This window comes from Croceibacter atlanticus HTCC2559 (assembly GCF_000196315.1).
GTDB lineage: Bacteria > Bacteroidota > Bacteroidia > Flavobacteriales > Flavobacteriaceae > Croceibacter > Croceibacter atlanticus.
Genome location: NC_014230.1, coordinates 640719 through 659209 on the forward strand (window position 1 = coordinate 640719; position 18491 = coordinate 659209).

General features: G+C 34.0%; 23 protein-coding genes and 1 tRNA gene. 11 read left to right on the top strand and 13 right to left on the bottom strand.

The features are described 5' to 3' along the window. Window positions 1-15: 15 nt before the first annotated feature. The 7 genes from CA2559_RS02730 to CA2559_RS02760 all read left to right on the top strand — a co-directional run bounded on the left by CA2559_RS02730 (window position 16) and on the right by CA2559_RS02760 (window position 6138). Window positions 16-492 (top strand): DUF4199 domain-containing protein, encoded by a 477-nt coding sequence (locus CA2559_RS02730; RefSeq protein WP_013186310.1) that lies wholly within the window; start codon window positions 16-18, stop codon window positions 490-492. Window positions 493-588: 96 nt separating this feature from the next. Continuing rightward, the gene (gene rplU, locus CA2559_RS02735) at window positions 589-1263 is read left to right on the top strand and encodes a 50S ribosomal protein L21 (protein WP_013186311.1); all 675 of its coding nucleotides are present in this window, start codon (window positions 589-591) and stop codon (window positions 1261-1263) included. A 48-nt stretch (window positions 1264-1311) separates the two neighbouring features. After that, on the top strand, window positions 1312-1572 hold the full coding sequence (gene rpmA / locus CA2559_RS02740; RefSeq protein ID WP_013186312.1) for a 50S ribosomal protein L27: 261 nt from the start codon (window positions 1312-1314) through the stop codon (window positions 1570-1572). 144 nt (window positions 1573-1716) lie between these two features. Further along, window positions 1717-3159, top strand: a complete 1443-nt coding sequence (gene asnS, locus CA2559_RS02745) for an asparagine--tRNA ligase (RefSeq protein ID WP_013186313.1) — start codon at window positions 1717-1719, stop codon at window positions 3157-3159. A 2-nt stretch (window positions 3160-3161) separates the two neighbouring features. Then, complete coding sequence (locus CA2559_RS02750) at window positions 3162-4013, top strand: RluA family pseudouridine synthase (protein WP_013186314.1); 852 nt, start codon at window positions 3162-3164, stop codon at window positions 4011-4013. Between the two features lie 65 nt (window positions 4014-4078). Continuing rightward, a complete protein-coding gene (gene rpoN / locus CA2559_RS02755) occupies window positions 4079-5533 on the top strand; it encodes an RNA polymerase factor sigma-54 (RefSeq protein WP_013186315.1) in 1455 nt (484 codons plus the stop codon). Then, on the top strand, window positions 5533-6138 hold the full coding sequence (locus CA2559_RS02760) for a membrane protein (RefSeq protein WP_013186316.1): 606 nt from the start codon (window positions 5533-5535) through the stop codon (window positions 6136-6138). Before rpoN ends, CA2559_RS02760 begins: the two co-directional genes overlap by 1 nt. On the opposite strand, the gene CA2559_RS02765 is transcribed toward CA2559_RS02760, so the two are convergent. The 8 genes from CA2559_RS02765 to CA2559_RS02800 form a co-directional block, all read right to left on the bottom strand. Then, on the bottom strand, window positions 6139-6867 hold the full coding sequence (locus tag CA2559_RS02765; RefSeq protein WP_049787214.1) for a porin family protein: 729 nt from the start codon (window positions 6865-6867) through the stop codon (window positions 6139-6141). It abuts the gene before it with no gap. 92 nt (window positions 6868-6959) lie between these two features. Beyond that, window positions 6960-7442, bottom strand: a complete 483-nt coding sequence (locus CA2559_RS02770) for an ExbD/TolR family protein (protein ID WP_013186318.1) — start codon at window positions 7440-7442, stop codon at window positions 6960-6962. 20 nt (window positions 7443-7462) lie between these two features. Next, the gene (locus CA2559_RS02775) at window positions 7463-8077 is read right to left on the bottom strand and encodes an ExbD/TolR family protein (RefSeq protein ID WP_013186319.1); all 615 of its coding nucleotides are present in this window, start codon (window positions 8075-8077) and stop codon (window positions 7463-7465) included. A gap of 2 nt (window positions 8078-8079) precedes the next feature. Continuing rightward, on the bottom strand, window positions 8080-8487 hold the full coding sequence (locus CA2559_RS02780) for a hypothetical protein (RefSeq protein ID WP_041240871.1): 408 nt from the start codon (window positions 8485-8487) through the stop codon (window positions 8080-8082). 25 nt (window positions 8488-8512) lie between these two features. Then, window positions 8513-9292 carry a MotA/TolQ/ExbB proton channel family protein gene (locus CA2559_RS02785; protein ID WP_041240873.1) on the bottom strand — a complete coding sequence of 260 codons (780 nt, stop codon included), beginning with the start codon at window positions 9290-9292 and terminating at the stop codon, window positions 8513-8515. Between the two features lie 142 nt (window positions 9293-9434). Next, a tRNA-Ser gene (locus CA2559_RS02790) sits at window positions 9435-9522 on the bottom strand. Between the two features lie 85 nt (window positions 9523-9607). Further along, the gene (locus tag CA2559_RS02795) at window positions 9608-10636 is read right to left on the bottom strand and encodes an asparaginase (RefSeq protein ID WP_013186322.1); all 1029 of its coding nucleotides are present in this window, start codon (window positions 10634-10636) and stop codon (window positions 9608-9610) included. After that, window positions 10633-11400, bottom strand: a complete 768-nt coding sequence (locus tag CA2559_RS02800; protein WP_013186323.1) for a TatD family hydrolase — start codon at window positions 11398-11400, stop codon at window positions 10633-10635. Before CA2559_RS02800 ends, CA2559_RS02795 begins: the two co-directional genes overlap by 4 nt. Before the next feature lie 71 nt (window positions 11401-11471). On the opposite strand from CA2559_RS02800, the gene CA2559_RS02805 reads away from it, so the two are divergent. Next, a complete protein-coding gene (locus CA2559_RS02805; RefSeq protein WP_013186324.1) occupies window positions 11472-11906 on the top strand; it encodes a retropepsin-like aspartic protease in 435 nt (144 codons plus the stop codon). A gap of 7 nt (window positions 11907-11913) precedes the next feature. Here the strand turns inward: CA2559_RS02805 and CA2559_RS02810 are convergent, their stop codons facing one another. Genes CA2559_RS02810 through CA2559_RS02820 form a run of 3 tightly spaced genes read right to left on the bottom strand, consistent with a single transcriptional unit; the run spans window position 11914 to window position 13533 of the window. Then, window positions 11914-12417 (bottom strand): YciI family protein, encoded by a 504-nt coding sequence (locus CA2559_RS02810; RefSeq protein WP_013186325.1) that lies wholly within the window; start codon window positions 12415-12417, stop codon window positions 11914-11916. Further along, window positions 12410-12886, bottom strand: a complete 477-nt coding sequence (locus CA2559_RS02815; protein ID WP_013186326.1) for a CYTH domain-containing protein — start codon at window positions 12884-12886, stop codon at window positions 12410-12412. Before CA2559_RS02815 ends, CA2559_RS02810 begins: the two co-directional genes overlap by 8 nt. Further along, on the bottom strand, window positions 12886-13533 hold the full coding sequence (locus CA2559_RS02820; RefSeq protein WP_013186327.1) for an NAD(P)H-binding protein: 648 nt from the start codon (window positions 13531-13533) through the stop codon (window positions 12886-12888). Before CA2559_RS02820 ends, CA2559_RS02815 begins: the two co-directional genes overlap by 1 nt. 145 nt (window positions 13534-13678) lie before the next feature. Between CA2559_RS02820 and dinB the strand changes: the two genes are divergently transcribed. Continuing rightward, a complete protein-coding gene (gene dinB, locus CA2559_RS02825; RefSeq protein WP_013186328.1) occupies window positions 13679-14785 on the top strand; it encodes a DNA polymerase IV in 1107 nt (368 codons plus the stop codon). On the opposite strand, the gene CA2559_RS02830 is transcribed toward dinB, so the two are convergent. Both CA2559_RS02830 and CA2559_RS02835 read right to left on the bottom strand, forming a co-directional pair. Further along, complete coding sequence (locus CA2559_RS02830; protein ID WP_013186329.1) at window positions 14782-15372, bottom strand: carboxymuconolactone decarboxylase family protein; 591 nt, start codon at window positions 15370-15372, stop codon at window positions 14782-14784. The two genes, dinB and CA2559_RS02830, sit on opposite strands and share 4 nt — an antisense overlap. Before the next feature lie 39 nt (window positions 15373-15411). Then, window positions 15412-15714, bottom strand: a complete 303-nt coding sequence (locus CA2559_RS02835) for a hypothetical protein (protein ID WP_013186330.1) — start codon at window positions 15712-15714, stop codon at window positions 15412-15414. Window positions 15715-15780: 66 nt separating this feature from the next. On the opposite strand from CA2559_RS02835, the gene recJ reads away from it, so the two are divergent. Both recJ and CA2559_RS02845 read left to right on the top strand, forming a co-directional pair. Further along, entirely contained in the window at window positions 15781-17487 is a 1707-nt protein-coding gene (recJ, locus tag CA2559_RS02840) for a single-stranded-DNA-specific exonuclease RecJ (protein WP_013186331.1), read from the top strand. Continuing rightward, the gene (locus CA2559_RS02845; protein WP_013186332.1) at window positions 17487-18482 is read left to right on the top strand and encodes a DNA adenine methylase; all 996 of its coding nucleotides are present in this window, start codon (window positions 17487-17489) and stop codon (window positions 18480-18482) included. Before recJ ends, CA2559_RS02845 begins: the two co-directional genes overlap by 1 nt. The last annotated feature ends 9 nt before the right edge of the window (window positions 18483-18491 follow it).

The following is an 18491-nucleotide window of genomic DNA, read 5'->3' on the forward strand; positions in this document are numbered from 1 at the left end:
TCAACGTTTTTATTTATGAAAAATCTAACCATTCCTATAAAATACGGATTAGCTATTGGCACTGCATTAATAGCATACTTCTTAATTTTGTCATTATTTGGTGCACATACCAACCCTATATATAGTTTATTAAATGGTGTTTTAGCAGGTTATGGTATTTATGAAGGCATAAAGCACTATAAGCTACTTAAAGGTGAAAAATTTAAATATCAAAAAGGCTTTGCAGCAGGAATGCTATCTGGTTTTAACGCTACAATTTTATTTAGTGTGTTTATGGGTATTTACGCGTCTCACCTAAACCCAGCATTTTTAGATAATATACAATGGCGTTTAACAGGAGAAACAGGTTTAGGACTCTTTTTATTCGAAGTTATTATCATGGGGTTTGCAACAAGTGTTGTATTAACACTCTCTTTTATGCAATTATTTAAGAAAAGTTGGAATACAAAAGATGGTAAAAGACACACTTACAACAAAGAAGAAAAAAAATAACTATATAAGTTCTTGTTATTTTAGCGATTAGCAGTATATTTGCACCCGCCTTTTAAAGAAGGTGAATTTTTAAATTAATTATTTAATAAGTACGCTATGTATGCAATTGTAGAGATAGCAGGGCATCAATTTAAAGTTGAGAAAGACCAAAAGGTTTATGTTAACCGTTTGTCTGCAGAAGAAGGTGACAGTGTCGAGTTTGACAATGTACTTCTTGTAGGTGATGGAGATAACATTACTTTAGGCGCCCCAGCTATAGACGGCGCGCTAATAGGCGCAAAAGTCGTGAAGCACCTTAAAGGTGACAAAGTAATCGTTTTTAAGAAAAAAAGACGTAAAGGTTACAGAGTAAAAAACGGACACAGACAATACTTGTCTGAAATCGTAATTGAAAGCATTACTGCTTCAGGCGCTAAGAAAAAGGCGACTTCAAGTAAAGCAGAAGCTAAGCCAAAAGCGAAAAAAGAAACAGCTAAAGCAGCACCAAAAGCTACTGCAAAGAAAGCATCTGGAAAAGCAGACGATCTTAAAAAGATTGAAGGCGCAGGTCCTAAAGCAGCAGAAGCGTTAGTGAATGCAGGAGTTGACACTTTTGAAAAATTAGCTAAGGAAACTCCAGAACATATTTCTGAGATTTTATCTGAAGCAAGTTCAAGACTAGCACATTTAGTGACAGACACTTGGCCAAAGCAAGCTCAAATGGCAGCAGATGGTAAGTGGGATGAACTTAAAGAATATCAAGACAAATTAGACGGCGGAATTGAAAAATAACGCTTAAGTATAACCTTATCCTTAATTTAAGGACTAAAATTTAAAACCATGGCTCACAAAAAAGGAGTTGGTAGTTCGAAGAACGGTAGAGAATCAGAATCGAAACGCTTAGGTGTAAAGATTTTTGGTGGTCAAGCTGCCGTTGCAGGAAATATCATCGTAAGACAACGTGGTACTGCACATAATCCAGGTGAAAATGTGTACGCCGGTAAAGATCATACGCTTCACGCAAGAGTTGACGGCGTTGTGAAATTTACAAAGAAAGCAAACAATAAATCTTACGTAAGCGTAGTACCTTTCGAAGCTTAATATTTGCTTTAACAATTTTTTAAAAACCCACTAATTTTTATTAGTGGGTTTTTTCTTTTAAAACTATTTTCAAACAAACTCTTAGCACTAATATCTTTATACTTTGTATAGATACATTTATCTTTGTGCCTTAAAGTAAAACCAATGAAGACACTTAAAGTTGCAGACGTTTTAAAAAGCGAGCAATATCATCAAGAAATAGCAGTTAACGGATGGGTAAAAGCATTTAGAAGCAATAGATTCTTAGCTTTAAATGATGGCTCTACAATTAATAACCTACAATGTGTTATAGATTTTGAAAACTTGCCAGAAGACATATTAAAAGAAATTAATATTGGTGCAGCGGTACGCATTAAGGGTATTTTAGAAGAAAGTGAAGGCGCAGGACAGCGCGTGGAAATACAAGTAAAAGACATAAAAATAGAAGGTGTAGCAAATCCTGAAGATGTTAAGCTTACAATTTTATCCCCTAAGCGTCATAGCTTAGAAAAACTTAGAGAGCAGGCACACTTAAGAGTAAGAACAAACACTGGCGCAGCAGTAATGAGATTACGCTCAAAACTATCATTTGCTGTACACAAGTATTTTCAAGACAACGGTTTTTACTATGTAAACACGCCTATTATTACAGGAAGCGATGCAGAAGGTGCTGGAGAAATGTTTAAAGTGACTGCAATGGATTTAAAAAATCCTGCTAAAAATGAGGATGGTAGCATAAACTACAAAGAAGATTTCTTCGGAAAAGAAACTAACTTAACTGTTTCCGGTCAATTAGAAGCTGAAACTTTTGCATTGGGCTTAGGACAAGTTTATACATTTGGCCCAACATTTAGAGCAGAAAACTCAAACACTTCTAGACATTTAGCAGAATTTTGGATGATTGAGCCTGAAGTAGCATTTTGTGATCTTGCAGGCAATATGGACTTAGCAGAAGATTTCATAAAATATGTGATTGGTTATGTTTTAGAAAACTGTGATGAAGATCTTGAGTTTTTAGAAAACAGATTGGTTCAAGAAGACAAATCAAAACCTCAAGCAGAACGTTCAGACATGTTATTAAGAGACAAACTAAAGTTTGTTTTAGAAAATAATTTTAAGCGTGTTAGTTACACAGAAGCTATAGATATACTAAAGAGCTCTAAACCAAATAAAAAGAAAAAGTTTAAATATATAATTGAAGAATGGGGCGCAGATTTACAGTCTGAGCACGAACGCTACTTAGTAGAAAAACACTTTAAATGCCCTGTAATCTTATTTGATTATCCAGCTAACATTAAAGCGTTTTATATGCGTTTAAATGAAGATGGAAAAACAGTAAGAGCTATGGACATACTTTTTCCAGGTATTGGAGAAATAGTTGGCGGTTCACAACGTGAAGAGCGTCTGGATGTTCTAAAAGAGAAAATGACTGCTCTAGACATACCTGAAGAAGAGCTTTGGTGGTATTTAGATACAAGGAAATTTGGCACGTGTGTGCATAGTGGTTTTGGATTAGGGTTTGAACGCCTTGTGCAATTTGCTACCGGTATGGGTAACATAAGAGATGTAATTCCATTCCCTAGAACACCGCTTAATGCAGAGTTTTAAAATTGCAATTAGTTGAAAAACATACTGTAAAAGAAGTTACGGCTCATATTCGAATTCAAGAATATGGGCCGTTAGTCTTTAATACATTACCTAGCAGAAGCAGTGTAAAAAAGGCTATAAAAAAAGGATTAATATTTATTAATGGTAAACAAGCAGACTCTGCAGATTGGATTGAAGAAGGACAACTTCTAGAAGTTTTTCAATTAAAACCTACAACTAAACATTTTAAGCTTAACCTTGATGTGTTATTTGAAGATGACTATGTAGCCGTTATAAATAAACCAGCAGGTTATCCTACAAGTGGTAATTTCTTTAAAACAATTGCTAAAGCCTTACCCTATAATTTAAAGATTTCTACTAAAAATGATGCTCTTTTAATACCACAACCCATACATAGGTTAGACAATCCTACATCTGGAGTTTTAGTGGTTGCTAAGACCAAATCTTCTCAAATAAATTTAAACAAACAACTAGAGTTAAAGGGCATTCAAAAAACATACATTGCAGTTGTACACAATACTCCAGATAGTAATATGCTTTTTAATGACAATATTGATGGCAAAGAATCTGAAAGTAAATTAGAAATCATTAAAACCTTTAAAGTTAAAGATGATATATATTCTTTAGTTGAGCTATTTCCAAAAACTGGAAGGACGCATCAATTAAGAATACACACTTCTAAAGCTGGTTATCCTATTGTAGGTGATCAACTATACGGCATATCTTCAGAAAAAAATAAAAAATTGTTGCTACACGCTAAATCTATTCAATTTAAACATCCGGTTACTGGTAATGAGGTTTTTACAACTTCAGAATTGCCAAAACGTTTTGAAAAATTATTAAACCTATCATAAACTAAGCCTTCCTAACGTTTTTATGGCATCATTTTGGTAAATTTACTAGTAAACCAACTCCATACATGCTAAGACAGCAACTTAAATATAAATTATCTCAAAAGCTTTCTCCTCAACAAATACAGTTGATGAAGCTTATACAACTTCCTACACAGGCGTTTGAACAACGTGTAAAGCAGGAATTAGAAGAAAATCCTGCCCTTGATAGTGGCAAGGAAAGAGATGAAAAACATGATGATGATTTTGACAATTCTCAAGATGATTATGAAGAGCGAGAAACAATTGAAACAGATATAAATGTTGATGAATATCTTAGTGATGATGATATTCCTAGCTATAGATTAAATGCTAATAATTATAGTGCAGATGATGAGGAAAAAAGTGTACCCTACGCATCTGGAACATCTTTTGGTCAATTTTTAAAGACACAGTTACAAACCTATAGGCTGAGTGATATTGACAGGCAAATTGCCGAGTTTCTTGTAGGCAGCGTAGATGAAAGCGGTTATATAAGACGCTCCATAGATGATGTGGTAGATGATTTGGCATTTACTCAAAATGTATACACAGACAACGAAACTGTATCTAAAATTTTACAGATTGTACATCAATTAGATCCCGCAGGAGTTGGAGCAAGGTCTTTACAAGAGTGCTTATTAATACAATTAAAAAGAAAAACACCTACTAAAGATATAGATCTTGCTATTCGTTTGATTGAAGATGCTTTTGATCATTTCACTAAAAAACATTACTCCAAACTATTATCTAAGTTTGATATTACAGAAGATGAGCTTAGAGAAGCTATAGATGAAATAGAACATTTAAATCCAAAGCCTGGTGGCGCTTATTCTGGTAATACACGTATTGTAGAACACGTTGTGCCAGATTTCACTATTAAAATTGTAGATGGTGATTTAGAGCTTACACTAAATGGTCGTAATGCACCACAAATGCACGTGTCTCGGGATTATAGCAATATGATGAAAGGCTATAAAGAGGCTAAAGAAAAAACCAAGGCGCAGCGCGATGCTGTGATGTTCATAAAACAAAAGCTAGATGCTGCCAAGTGGTTTATTGAAGCCATTAAACAACGTCAAGAAACTCTATTTGTTACAATGAGCTCTATTATGCATTATCAAAAAGAATACTTCTTAACTGGAGACGAGCGCAATTTAAGACCTATGATTCTTAAGGATATAGCAGATGAAATAGAAATGGATGTTTCTACAGTATCGCGCGTAGCCAATAGTAAATATGTAGATACTCCTTATGGTACAAAACTTATTAAAGAGTTTTTTAGTGAGTCTATGACTAATGACCAAGGCGAAGAGGTTTCTACTAGAGAGATAAAAAAAATATTAGAGATAACTGTAGCAGAAGAGAATAAACGCAAACCATTAACAGATGAAAAGCTTGCAAAAATTTTAAAAGAAAAAGGTTATCCTATTGCAAGACGTACCATTGCTAAATATAGAGAACAACTAGATATTCCTGTTGCAAGGCTAAGAAAAGAAATTTAATGAAGTGGTTTCTTAAACTTGGATCCTATTTATTTCATCCACTTTGGATGCCCTTTATAGGAAGTTTTTTCTATTTCTATATTACACCTCGGTATATAGATATTTACGTTATTAAAGCGCAACTATTAGCTATTGGCATTGTTACAATCCTTATCCCTATCATTTATTTTTTTATGCTTAAAAATATGGGGCTAGCACAATCTATATTTCTAAAAAATATAAAAGAACGCAGATTGCCTTTATTGTTCTTTGTTATCTTGCTTTTACTCTTAATGAATGTAATAATAAATAGAATAGATGTACCTGAATTGTATTACTTTTTTGGAGGTATATTAATCGCTTCATTTACTAATTTCTTATTGGCATTACTTAAGATTAAAGTAAGCTTGCATATGGTTGGTGTTTCTGGCTTAGCTATGTTTACAATTGCCCTAAGTATTCATTACAATATAAACTTGTTAGCCATTATAAGTGCACTTGTAATAATAAATGGTTGGGTAGCATCTTCTAGACTTTATGCAAAGGCCCATACAGTTGTAGAAGTTATTTTAGGAATAGCAATTGGTTTCCTGCCTCAACTATTCTTATTGAAGTTTTGGCTATAGTTAAAGAATATAAAACATTAAGCCTATTTTTAAAGGCACCAAATTAACAGGAGTATTTTCATCTTCTAAAGTGCCATCAAATAAAGGGTTAAGGCTATAGTAAAAACTAAAATTAAATACATTATAACCAAAAGTAAATGTACCAGCAACTCTAAATCTATTCAATTCATCTAACTGTGTTTGATTAACTGCATTATTAGGTTGCTCAAACTTCGATTTAAAGTGATATATGTACCCTAATCTTACGCCAGCATAAATTCTCCAAAACTTATAATCTGTTGCTGTAGAAGTTCTCCAACGCAACTCTAAAGGAGCTTCTATTAAATACGTACTAAATCTATTTGTATTAACATCTAAATCACCTCGATCTACAACATTAAATATAGTTTGTTCAGTTTCTTTTTCTCCAATGAAAAGATTTTGGTTATAAGTATTTATAGACCAACCAACACCAATACCAAAACCAAAGTTTCTTCGCTTGTTAATTGGAATATCTCTTATATAGCCTAAGTGTAAACCACCAGAAAAACCATTTTGAGAAAAGCCTCCTGGTTTATCTAAAAGTAAGTTAAAGCCAAATCCCACATAAAATTGATCCTCTAAATAAAGACTATCAACTGTAGTTTTTTGAATAGAATCGAACCTACTGTCGTAACGTTCTGGAGACTCTTGAGCCCTCAAGCTTACAAAAGAAATCGATGTTAAAAGTATGAGTATAATATGTTTCACAATAGCAAAAGTACAATCTATTAAAGTATGGGCATAAAAAAATCCCAATCAAATAAATGATTGGGATTTTTAAGAATTAAACTAAGACAAGTTTATTCATTATTCTTACTAGACTCACCTTTTCTTGTGGTATAGTTTATTTTAAGTGCTTCTGCACGTCTAAGCTCTTGCTTAATGTCTGATACAAGACCCATATTAGTCTCCTTATCAACTTTTAAAGCTGTTGTTAATAGAGGAACTAACTCCTCACGCTTAGATTCTCTCTCAGTATATATAAATTGCTGTATGTCTTTAACATCTGCAAATTTATCATTTAACTGAATACGTGCTTCTTTACCAAATGTAGATTGATAACGCTCACTTGGTTTACCTGCATATATATACATCACCAAATCTTTCTTATCTAACTTTTCTACTTGGTCAGCATAAGGCAACTCATTCTTTACTTTAAGAGTGTTTTGTCTCATAACTGTTGCTACCATAAAGAAGAATAACAACATAAACACGATATCTGGTAAGGAAGCGGTAGAGATAGCTGGTAAATCACCATTTCCTTTCTTTTTAAATTTAGACATAGTTTTAAAATTTTATGTTATTAACCTCGTTTCTTTGGTTCTGCTTCAGAAAGCTTTTCTGGATACATATCCTTAATTTGCTGGATACGTTCTTTAAGCTTTTCTTTATCACCATTGTAGTTTGCATCTTTATAGGCATCTTCCATCTCGATAAAGCTAACGTTAAATAAACGCTGAGCTTCTCGATTACGAAGTTCGTTATAAGCTGCAACCAACTCATTTTGTACTGCAATATAAGTTCCATACTCAGTTAACGCATCATTCTGTAAAGATATTACAGCTTTATTAGGGTTATCTGACGATGCAGGATCTTTTGCACCTCTACAATATGTACAAGCTTCTGGACCTTGTCCTCCACCGTTATCCAAAAAGGTAACAGCAGCTTCACGAAGGTCTTCAAGCTCCATTGGTGAATCCTCCACTAAAAGGTCATTATTACTGTTTACAATAACAATAAAAATGTTCTTTTCTTTAAGTGGTGGTGGATCTTGTTCTTCTGGTTGGATAGGAGGTAATTTACGAGAAATACCACTATCCGTCTCAATTGTTGTTGTTACTAGGAAGAAAATAAGAAGTAAGAAGGCAATATCAGCCATACTTCCTGCATTAACTTCTGGTGCTGATCGTTTTGCCATAATTACTTAAAGATTTTCTTAGCACCAGTCACAATCATTGTGCCAATTGCTATAATTGCTAGGAAATAGAAAGTATACAATCCTGTACCAACCCATTTAGAACCACTAGCAGATAGCATTTCACCGTCTTTCATTGGTGTTTCTACACCATTAGAAATAAGATAAGCTACAACTACTACAGCTAAAAATGCGCCAACAGTAATTAATGTATTTTTTATATTTCCAGAAAATAAGCCTTTTAAAACAAAGATGACTACAAACAATACCGTTAACAAGAATACTGCATAAGCAATATACATTAAGGGTTGCACCAAACTTTGGTTTCCTGTTGAGAATAGCCAAATACCCATAACTAGAGCGACTACACCCAACAACAGGGCTACTAATTTTAATATTTTATGTAAAGCCATAATTAATTTGGTCTTTTAAAAGTTATTACTTTCTCTTTTTGTATGCTACAAGCATATCAATCAATGTGATTGATGCATCTTCCATATCGTTAACGATACTGTCAATTTTTGCAATAATATAATTGTAAAAAATCTGAAGGATAATAGCCACAATAAGACCAAATACAGTTGTTAAAAGTGCTACTTTAATACCACCTGCTACAAGAGAAGGTTGCATATCACCAGCTGCTTCAATTTTATCGAAGGCTTGAATCATACCTATTACCGTACCCATGAAACCAAGCATTGGTGCCAAAGCGATAAATAAAGAGATCCAAGATACATTCTTTTCTAATTGTCCCATTTGCACACCACCGTAAGCTACAACTGCTTTCTCTGCAGCTTCGATACTTTCGTCTGCGCGATCAAGACCTTGGTAGTAGATAGATGCTACTGGACCTTTTGTGTTTCTACATACTTCTTTAGCAGCTTCAACTCCACCGCTATTTAATGCATCTTCTACATCTTGAGCTAATTTCTTAGTGTTAGTTGTAGAAAGATTTAAGAAGATGATTCTTTCAATGGCGATAGCCAAACCTAAAATCAAACATAAAAGTACAATCCCCATAAACTCAGGACCTCCTTCTATAAAACGTTTCTTTAATTCTTGATGGAAGCTAGCAGACTCCTCTACTGCATCGTCAGCTGCGTCTTCTTGCGCGACTACTGCTGTTGTTAACGCTGTTGCGTCTGTTGTTGCGTTTGCATTAATTGTGCTGAAAACCATTAATGACGCAATCGCCAAAATTGAAAATAATCTTTTCATTGTTATTGTCTTAATTTAATTAGTTAAAGGGTTAAAGATAAAAAAATATTAGTTGTTTAAAAACGTAATTGAATATGATTAAATATAATCGGTGTTATTCTCGTTTATTTACCATTAATAGATGTTAAAATTACAGTTTTAGCAGAGAGGAAGGGATTCGAACCCTCGATACGCTTTTGGCGTATACACACTTTCCAGGCGTGCGCCTTCGACCACTCGGCCACCTCTCTATACAATCTTTGTTTCCTAAATGGTGCGCCAAATAACGAAAAAATAAGCGCACCATAAAGGATTTGGCATAATTTTAAACCAATTTTAGGATATTTCTCCACGTAATGAAGTTTCAAATATAGTCTTAAAGACATTTGGCGCTAAATTCTTACCTAATAAAAACATTAGTTTAGCTACAGCAGACTCTGTTGTCATATCTTCCCCAGAAATAACGCCTATTTTTTTTAATGCAACACTGGTTTCGTATTGTCCCATTGCAACGCTACCACCACTACATTGTGTAACATTAATAATAACGACACCTCTTTTAATGGTTTTTTTAACTAGATCTATAAACCAATTGCTTGAGGTTGCATTACCACTTCCATAGGTTTCGAAAATAATACCTTTAAGATTTTCAATATTCAATATTTGTTCTAATATTTTCTGATTTACACCAGGAAAAAGTTTTATAACAATAATGTTATCATCTAAATCTGTGTGTAATATAAGTTTTTTTCGACGGTTAGGGATTTTTAAAGCAGTATGGTTAACTTTAAGGTGAACACCACTTTCAACTAATTCTGGGTAGTTTAAGGAAGCAAATGCTTCAAAATGTTCTGCATTAATCTTAGTGGTTCTGTTTCCTCTATATAGTTTATATTCAAAATACAGGCCTACCTCTGCTATTACAGGCTTACCGTTTTTTTGTAATCCTGCAATTTGTATACTCGTAATAAGGTTTTCTTTGGCATCTGTTCTTAAATCTCCAATTGGCAACTGTGATCCTGTAAATATTATTGGTTTTGCCAGATTCTCAAACATAAAACTTAATGCTGATGCAGAATACGACATGGTATCACTACCGTGTAACACAACAAATCCATCGTAATTATCATAATTGTTTTCAATAATTTCTGCCATATCAACCCAATATTTAGGGTTCATGTTCGAGGAATCTATAGGTTCTTCAAAAGTTACCGTATCAATGGTGTGTTCTAAAAGCTTAAGTTCTGGTATGTTTTGTAAAAGCTCATCGAAATTGAATGCTTTAAGAGCTCCAGTCTCGAAGTCCTTGATCATACCAATGGTACCACCAGTGTATATTAATAAAATGTTTGCTCCCTTTTTCATATTCCAAATACGTCTTTTGAGTTCTCTGTAGTTACTTCAGCAATTTCAGCTACAGTTAAATTATATATGTCTGCTAACTTTTCTGCTATATTAATAAGGTAACTACTTTCATTTCTTTTTCCTCTATAAGGTGTAGGTGCTAAATATGGCGCATCTGTCTCTAATACTATATGTTTTAACGGGATATTTGCTAAATATTTATCTAAACCTCCGTTTTTAAAAGTTACAACACCACCAATTCCTAATTTCATATTATATCCAATTGCTTGCTGTGCTTGTTCTTGTGTTCCTGTAAAGCAATGAAAAATACCATATAGACTCTCGTCTTTTTCGCTTTCAAGAATTTCAAAAACCTCATCGAAAGCATCTCTGCAGTGTATGACGATTGGTAAATTTTTAGATTTAGCAAGTTGTATTTGAGATTTAAATGCTTCTTGCTGCATACCAAGCGTGCTTTTATCCCAATATAAATCGATTCCTATTTCACCTACAGCAATAAAGTCCCGTTCATCAAATTGTTGTGTTACGTGTGCTAATTCTTCTTTAAAATTTTCTTTTACATGTGTTGGATGTAAACCCATCATTAAATGTACATGGCTAGGAAAGTCTTTTTCTAATGAATACATTGCTTTTGTATACGTAGAATCTATCGCTGGTATAAAAAAACGGGTTATGTTATTATCTAAAGCTCGTTGCACCATGGCATTTCTGTCTTCATTAAAAGACTCACTATATAAATGGGTATGCGTATCTGTTAAAATCATACTGCAAAAGTAAGTATTTAAAATCCCTATTTTTGAAATAGGAATTTAGATTTTAACGACATTTGCAGCCTATGACCTTAAGACAGCTTCTTTTAAAAAAAGGGTATAAACGCATAAAGCTTATACGCACGGCAACAAATCACTTAGAATTAAAAGCTACAATTAACTCAACTGAAGGAACATTTATTTTAGATACAGGTGCATCTAGCTCTTGCGTTGGTTTTGAGGCAGTTGAACGTTTTCAACTTTTAGCCGAAGACAGTAATGTTAAAGCTGCTGGTGCTGGAGCGACCGATATGCTTACACAGCTTTCGTCTAAAAATAAAATAACCATAGGAAAATGGGCATATAAAAAACTTTCTTTAGTTTTATTTGATATGACTCATGTTAACAGTGCTCTATTAGCACACGATGCAGAACCAGTTAATGGCATTATTGGTGCAGATGTTTTAAAAAAAGGAAAAGCTGTTATAGATTATAAAAGTATGTGTCTTTATTTAAAGTAATCACTACTTAACGCAATCCAAAGCCCTTAGCTGCCCACCATGGTTTTACTATAACAGATAATCTTCCTGCTTTTACCATTGGGTCACTATTGGCTAAGCTATCTGCTATGTCTTTTGTAGGTACATTATAAATAGTTATGCCTCTCATATCGCCATCATCTCCAAATGGTCCAGATATATCTGCCAAACCTAAATCGTACATCTTTCCTAAATGCGCCATATGTAACGTTTGCAAACTATCTGCTACTTCTTTGGATTGATCCCTTTGCTCTCCTCTGTTTAAAAAAGCAATAAAATACTTTTGCATTACTATTGTATCTCCAGTTTTTTCGTCTTTATAAGGAAAAGTTTCAAATCCACGAGCCGTAAGGCTATCTACCAAATAACCTGTGGTTTGTTCTTTTATTTGCTGGTCTTCTATGATCTCTGAGGTGTTACTTTTTGTTTTGTTTGTATCACAAGAAAAAAGTAAACACATAGGAATTGCAATAAAGAGTAGGTTTTTAATCATTTATCCAAGTATTAAATGGGGTTTTACTTAATTGGGAATTATAATATTTGGTATCTCCTGTAACTTCTTCTCCTAACCAGTCTGGTTTTAAGAATGTTTCATTTTCTTCAGAAAGTTCTACTTCTGCTATAGTAAGTCCCTTATTATCTCCTTCAAACACATCTATTTCGAAAGTATGTGAGCCAGATTGTACTTCATACCGAGTTTTATCAATCACGCCTCTTTCACATAGCTTTAAAAGATTTTCAGCTTCAGTAATTGTAATTTGCTTTTCCCATTCAAAACGACTCCTATGAGATGCATTTGGCTTCCCTTTAATGGTTAAAAATGCACTCTTATCTTTAATTCTCACACGCACTGTTCTTTCAGGATGTGTATTAAGAAAACCTTGTTTAATAGTATAACTGTTAGATTTTTCAGTTATAAAATCTAAAGAGGTTACCAGGAATTTTCGTTCTATTTCAATCATTATTTCGCTAACATACGAATTTCATCTGAAGGTATCTTACTTGAGTTGTATCCTGTTTTTGCAACGTGCATCATTGCTTTTGCAATATCCTGAGGATGAATTGATCTAATTTTTTTTGGTAAGATTGGATTAAGTACAGAAAAGAAAGCTTTTGCAATTGTCTCTCCTACTCGAGACTCGTTTCGTTTTCCGCCAATTAACGATGGTTTAAAAATGTATGTTTCATTACTATTGTAAAACTGGACATCTCGTTCCATTTGTCCTTTTACTCTATTATAAAAGACTTTGCTTTTACGATTAGCTCCCATTGCAGATACCACCAAAAGCTTTTCTATATTATTGAGACCTGAAAGTTTTGCTGCATCTATAGGAATCCCATAATCTACTTTCTTGTACATTTTTTTATCTGGAGATTTAGATTTTGTAGTACCAATACAGCAAAAAACATCATTTGCTTTGAATTCGTTGCAATAATTCTCCAAATTGAATAAATCTATAAGGTGCTCTTCTATTTTAGGATGTGTTTTTTTTATAGGAGATCTTGAGAAAAGAGTAACCTTTTCATAAGATTCATCTTGAAGTATTTCTTCCAACAAATGATGACCTACCAATCCTGTTGCACCTAACACTATGGCTGTTTTAGACATATGCTATTACTTTTATCTTTATTCGTTTCTAAAAAATAGGGGGCGAAATTTGTGAAATGAATAATAGTTTTAAACATTATTTACTCATCACAAATGAACTAAGTGGTAGTTTCTTTTCTCGTAATAAAGATATTAAATTTACCGTATGAGTAAGCATTTTTTTGAAAGAAAAATCATACACGTAGATATGGATGCATTTTACGCCTCCGTAGAGCAGCTCGATAATCCAGATTTAAGAGGAAAACCAATAGCTGTTGGCGGTGGAGGCAAGCGTGGCGTGGTGAGCGCAGCAAGCTACGAAGCAAGAGTGTTTGGTGTGCGCAGTGCAATGAGTGGCGCTCAAGCTCAACGTCTTTGCCCAGAATTAATTTTTGTAAAAACAAATTTTACTCGTTATAAGGAGTGTTCTCAGCAAATTCGGGAAATTTTTTATGAATATACAGATAAGGTCGAGCCGCTTTCACTAGATGAAGCCTACTTAGATGTAACAGAGAATAAAAAAGGTAATCCAAGTGCTACATTAATAGCAAAAGAAATTCGAGAAAAAATAAAAGCAAAAACTGGTTTAAATGCTTCTGCTGGTATCTCTATAAATAAATTTATTGCTAAGGTTGCAAGTGACATTAATAAACCAAATGGTCAAAAAACCATAAATCCCGAAGAGGTTATACCCTTTTTAGAAACTCTGGACATTAGAAAGTTTTACGGTATAGGTAAAGTAACCGCTGAAAAAATGTACCTCCATGGCATCTTTACAGGTAACGATCTTAAATCTAAATCACTCGAATATCTTGAAGAGCATTTTGGAAAAAGTGGCACATACTATTATCACATCGTAAGAGGTATACACAACAGCGAAGTTAAACCTCATCGCACTCGTAAGTCTTTAGGTGCAGAACGTACCTTTTCTGAAAATATAACATCTGAGCTTTTTATGATGGAACGTCTTGAGCATATTGCTGAAGAGATTGAACGCCGTTTAGAAAAGAGTAATGTGGCTGGCAAGACGGTAACACTAAAAATTAAATACAGCGATTTCACTCTACAGACAAGAAGTAAAACATTGCCGTATTATTTACGAAAAAAAGAAGTTATACTTGAAACTGCAAAAGAACTTCTGTACCAAGATGACATGAAAAATAGCGTAAGGTTGCTCGGCATTTCACTATCTAACCTTAATACAGAAGACCGTCCTAAAGCAAAACCATCACTAAAAAAAGAAATAGCAGTACAGCTTAAGTTTGAATTTTAAACGTGTTTCCCTACCTCAAAACCGTGCTTCCCTAAATATTGGTTACCACTTTCAATCGCATCACCTTCAAGCGTTGTTCCCATACTATCATTCCATCTATTAAGATATCCAAAGAGAGAAATAACACCTAACATTTCTACAATTTCACCTTCGTCCCAATGTTCGTGTAATCGTTTTTGGATATCAGCATCTACAGCATTTGGTACTTGGCTAGCAGCCAATGAAAAATCTAAAGCAGCACGTTCTGCGTCGCTAAAAGCACTATGTGTTCTGTATTCCCATATATTATCCAGTTGCTCTTGCTCAGCGCCATAGCGTTCTGCAGCTCTTATAGCATGCGCTTGACAATAACGACAACCAGTAGCATTACTACTTACCCAAGCAATCATACGCTTTAAAGAAGAAGTTACACGACCCTCATTTGCCATTACCGCTTTATTAAGATTAATAAATGCTTTTGAAATAGCAGGTCTGCGTTGCATAGTTAATACTGAGTTTGGACAAAAGCCCAAAGTCTCATTAAAAAACTCTGCAAGCTCAGCAGTTTCCTTATCGTGAGAAGCATCTAATGGTGTAACTAATGGCATATCTTAATTATTTTGAGTTTAGTTTATAATATATTAATGTTATTGGTTTTTTATTTTTATCGTCTTAACGTTTAAGTAAATAGGACCATTTTCTACAGGATAGCCATCTACACGTTTAGCAGTAATCTCAACATATTCACTGTCAAAATCATCTAAAATAATCGTATCGCTGGTTAATGCATATACATCATTTTCATTAGTCAACGTATGAGTTCCATATTGGTAGGTTGTAATACCTTGCACCTTTAAAACACCTTCATAAGTTGATGTTTCTGGTGCCACTTTTGTACTCTTACAACCTAAACAACATAATACTAAGAGTATTACATATACATATTTCATATCTTCAATTTTCTGAAAAGTTAAGTAATTTTTAAGTACTTTGCCTAACAGATTTTCCTCTCTTTTATGCGTTGGACGTTAAAACCAAAACCAGATTATACAAAAGTAACAGCTCTGTCTGCAGCCTTATCGGTTCCAGAAAATATAGCCGCATTGTTAGTACAACGTGGTATTACAAATTATGACGAGGCTAAATCTTTCTTTAGACCATCTCTAAGTGAGCTCCATAACCCATTCTTATTGAAGGATATGGATGTTGCGGTTACACGTATTGAAAAAGCTATTAAAGAGTCTGAAAATATTTTAGTTTACGGCGATTATGATGTAGATGGCACAACAAGTGTTGCATTAATGAGCTCTTTTCTTAAAACAAAAACACCTAATGTTGCTACATACATTCCAGATAGGTATGATGAAGGTTATGGAGTATCATATAAAGGGATAGACTTTGCAGCAGATAATGACATTACATTAATTATAGCTTTAGATTGTGGTATAAAAGCGATTGACAAAGTTGCCTATGCAAAAGAAAAGGGAGTAGATTTTATTATTTGTGATCACCATAGGCCAGGCAAACAGATTCCAGATGCTATAGCAGTGTTAGACCCTAAACGAGACGATTGTAATTATCCTTATAAAGAACTTTGTGGCTGCGGTGTTGGCTTTAAGCTCATACAAGCTATTAATGAACAGTCTGGCGGAACAATAAATGACCTTTTAGGTTATTTAGACTTGGTAGCTACAGCCATTGGAGCAGATATTGTACCAATGACTGGAGAAAATAGAATTTTAGCCTACCATGGGTTGCACATTATAAATACAGCACCTAGAATGGGGTTTTATGCCATTATAAAACAGGTTAAAAAAGAAACTTTAACAATTACAGATGTTGTTTTTATTATAGCGCCGCGTATTAATGCTGCAGGAAGAATGAAACATGGAAATCATGCCGTTACCCTTCTAACCGAAACAGACATTAATCTAGCTGCAAAGTACGCTCAGGAAATAGAGACCTTTAATAAAGACAGGCGTGAGGCAGATAAAAGTATTACTGAGGAAGCACTACTACAAATAAATGATAATTCAGAAAAAGATTGTAAAACCACAGTCGTTTATCATGAAAGTTGGCATAAAGGTGTTATTGGTATAGTAGCATCTAGACTAACTGAAACTTATTATAGGCCTACGCTAGTATTCACCAAAAGTGGAGAAAAGCTTGCTGCCAGTGCACGCAGTGTCAAAGGGTTTGATGTTTATAATGCCTTAGAAGCCTGCTCTAAACATATAGAACAATTTGGTGGCCATAAATATGCAGCAGGCTTAACCTTACTAGAAAAAGATTACGAAAACTTTAAAGCTGAATTTGAAAAAGTAGTCTCTGAAACTATTGATGAGCGTCTCTTAACTCCAGAAATTAATATAGACTCAGAACTAGATTTAGCAGATATTACCCCTAAATTTTTTAGAATACTTAAACAGTTTGCTCCATTTGGGCCAGGAAATATGCATCCAACATTTATGACCAAAAATGTACGCGATACAGGTTATGGAAAATGTGTTGGACAAGATAATGCTCATTTAAAACTTGCAGTGCAACCTAACAATGTGCCAAAAAGCGATAAACGTGGCATTGGTGCCATTGGTTTTAACCTAGGCAATAAATGTGAGCTTACAACAGATAGAAAAACTTTTGATATTGTTTACAGTATTGATGAAAATGAATGGAATGGTAATGTAAGTTTGCAATTAAAACTTAAAGACCTAAACGCCTAATGAACTACATTGGCTCTAAACAAAGCTTACTTCCTTTTTTAGAAAAAACAATTTTAAATGTCTGCGGAAATGACATTTCAGAATTTGTGTTTTGCGACTTGTTTGCAGGAACAGGAACTGTGGGACATTATTTTAAGCTGAAAGTAAAACAAGTCATTTCAAACGATTTGGAGTTTTATAGTTTCGTGTTAAATCGCAACTATATTGGCAATTCAAGAGCTATTGATAGCTTTAAACTTTTAGAACAATTAAGAGGTGTTAAAGGAGTTGAAGGCTTTATTTTTCAAAATTATGCTGAAGGTGGCGCAGCAAACCGACTCTATTTTTCAGCTGAAAACGGGAAAAAGATTGATGCCATTCGCCAACAAATTGAAGCTTGGAAAACTGCTGAAAAAATTTCAGATGATGTCTATTTTTTCCTCTTGGCAAGTCTTTTAGAAAGCGCCGATAAGGTTGCTAATACCGCATCAGTTTATGGTGCATATTTAAAGAAATTAAAAACCTCAGCTCAAAAAACGCTAGAATTAAAACCTGCTGAATTTGCGGAAACCAATCAGGATAATTTGGTGTTTCAACAAGATGCAAATTCGCTTATAAAAGAGATTAGTGGTGATATTTTATATCTAGATCCACCTTACAATGCTAGGCAATATGGTGCAAACTATCATTTATTGAATACGATAGCACACTATAAACCATTTACACCAAAAGGAAAAACCGGTTTGCCAGAGTATAATAAAAGTGACTATTCTAGTAAACCCAAAGTTGCAGAAGCTTTTGAGGAACTCATAAAAAATGCAGGTTTCAAATACATCTTTTTAAGCTATAATAATGAAGGCTTACTGCCACCAGAACAGCTTCGTGAGATTTTAGAGCGCTATGGTAGGTATGATTTAGCAACTACAAAATACAATCGCTTTAAAGCAGATAAGACTGAGAATAGAAACCACAAAGCAAGTAGTGTTGTGGAGTATTTACATGTCTTGACAAAATAAATTTCCTAT

What these genes read in the sequence shown, in the direction of transcription:
- CA2559_RS02730 (WP_013186310.1), top strand. Translation starts at nt 16, where the DNA reads ATGAAAAATCTAACCATTCCTATAAAATACGGATTAGCTATTGGCACT.
- rplU (WP_013186311.1), top strand. Translation starts at nt 589, where the DNA reads ATGTATGCAATTGTAGAGATAGCAGGGCATCAATTTAAAGTTGAGAAA.
- rpmA (WP_013186312.1), top strand. Translation starts at nt 1,312, where the DNA reads ATGGCTCACAAAAAAGGAGTTGGTAGTTCGAAGAACGGTAGAGAATCA.
- asnS (WP_013186313.1), top strand. Translation starts at nt 1,717, where the DNA reads ATGAAGACACTTAAAGTTGCAGACGTTTTAAAAAGCGAGCAATATCAT.
- rpoN (WP_013186315.1), top strand. Translation starts at nt 4,079, where the DNA reads ATGCTAAGACAGCAACTTAAATATAAATTATCTCAAAAGCTTTCTCCT.
- CA2559_RS02760 (WP_013186316.1), top strand. Translation starts at nt 5,533, where the DNA reads ATGAAGTGGTTTCTTAAACTTGGATCCTATTTATTTCATCCACTTTGG.
- CA2559_RS02770 (WP_013186318.1), bottom strand. Translation starts at nt 7,442, where the DNA reads ATGTCTAAATTTAAAAAGAAAGGAAATGGTGATTTACCAGCTATCTCT.
- CA2559_RS02775 (WP_013186319.1), bottom strand. Translation starts at nt 8,077, where the DNA reads ATGGCAAAACGATCAGCACCAGAAGTTAATGCAGGAAGTATGGCTGAT.
- CA2559_RS02780 (WP_041240871.1), bottom strand. Translation starts at nt 8,487, where the DNA reads ATGGCTTTACATAAAATATTAAAATTAGTAGCCCTGTTGTTGGGTGTA.
- CA2559_RS02785 (WP_041240873.1), bottom strand. Translation starts at nt 9,292, where the DNA reads ATGAAAAGATTATTTTCAATTTTGGCGATTGCGTCATTAATGGTTTTC.
- CA2559_RS02795 (WP_013186322.1), bottom strand. Translation starts at nt 10,636, where the DNA reads ATGAAAAAGGGAGCAAACATTTTATTAATATACACTGGTGGTACCATT.
- CA2559_RS02800 (WP_013186323.1), bottom strand. Translation starts at nt 11,400, where the DNA reads ATGATTTTAACAGATACGCATACCCATTTATATAGTGAGTCTTTTAAT.
- CA2559_RS02805 (WP_013186324.1), top strand. Translation starts at nt 11,472, where the DNA reads ATGACCTTAAGACAGCTTCTTTTAAAAAAAGGGTATAAACGCATAAAG.
- CA2559_RS02810 (WP_013186325.1), bottom strand. Translation starts at nt 12,417, where the DNA reads ATGATTAAAAACCTACTCTTTATTGCAATTCCTATGTGTTTACTTTTT.
- CA2559_RS02815 (WP_013186326.1), bottom strand. Translation starts at nt 12,886, where the DNA reads ATGATTGAAATAGAACGAAAATTCCTGGTAACCTCTTTAGATTTTATA.
- CA2559_RS02820 (WP_013186327.1), bottom strand. Translation starts at nt 13,533, where the DNA reads ATGTCTAAAACAGCCATAGTGTTAGGTGCAACAGGATTGGTAGGTCAT.
- dinB (WP_013186328.1), top strand. Translation starts at nt 13,679, where the DNA reads ATGAGTAAGCATTTTTTTGAAAGAAAAATCATACACGTAGATATGGAT.
- CA2559_RS02830 (WP_013186329.1), bottom strand. Translation starts at nt 15,372, where the DNA reads ATGCCATTAGTTACACCATTAGATGCTTCTCACGATAAGGAAACTGCT.
- CA2559_RS02835 (WP_013186330.1), bottom strand. Translation starts at nt 15,714, where the DNA reads ATGAAATATGTATATGTAATACTCTTAGTATTATGTTGTTTAGGTTGT.
- recJ (WP_013186331.1), top strand. Translation starts at nt 15,781, where the DNA reads ATGCGTTGGACGTTAAAACCAAAACCAGATTATACAAAAGTAACAGCT.
- CA2559_RS02845 (WP_013186332.1), top strand. Translation starts at nt 17,487, where the DNA reads ATGAACTACATTGGCTCTAAACAAAGCTTACTTCCTTTTTTAGAAAAA.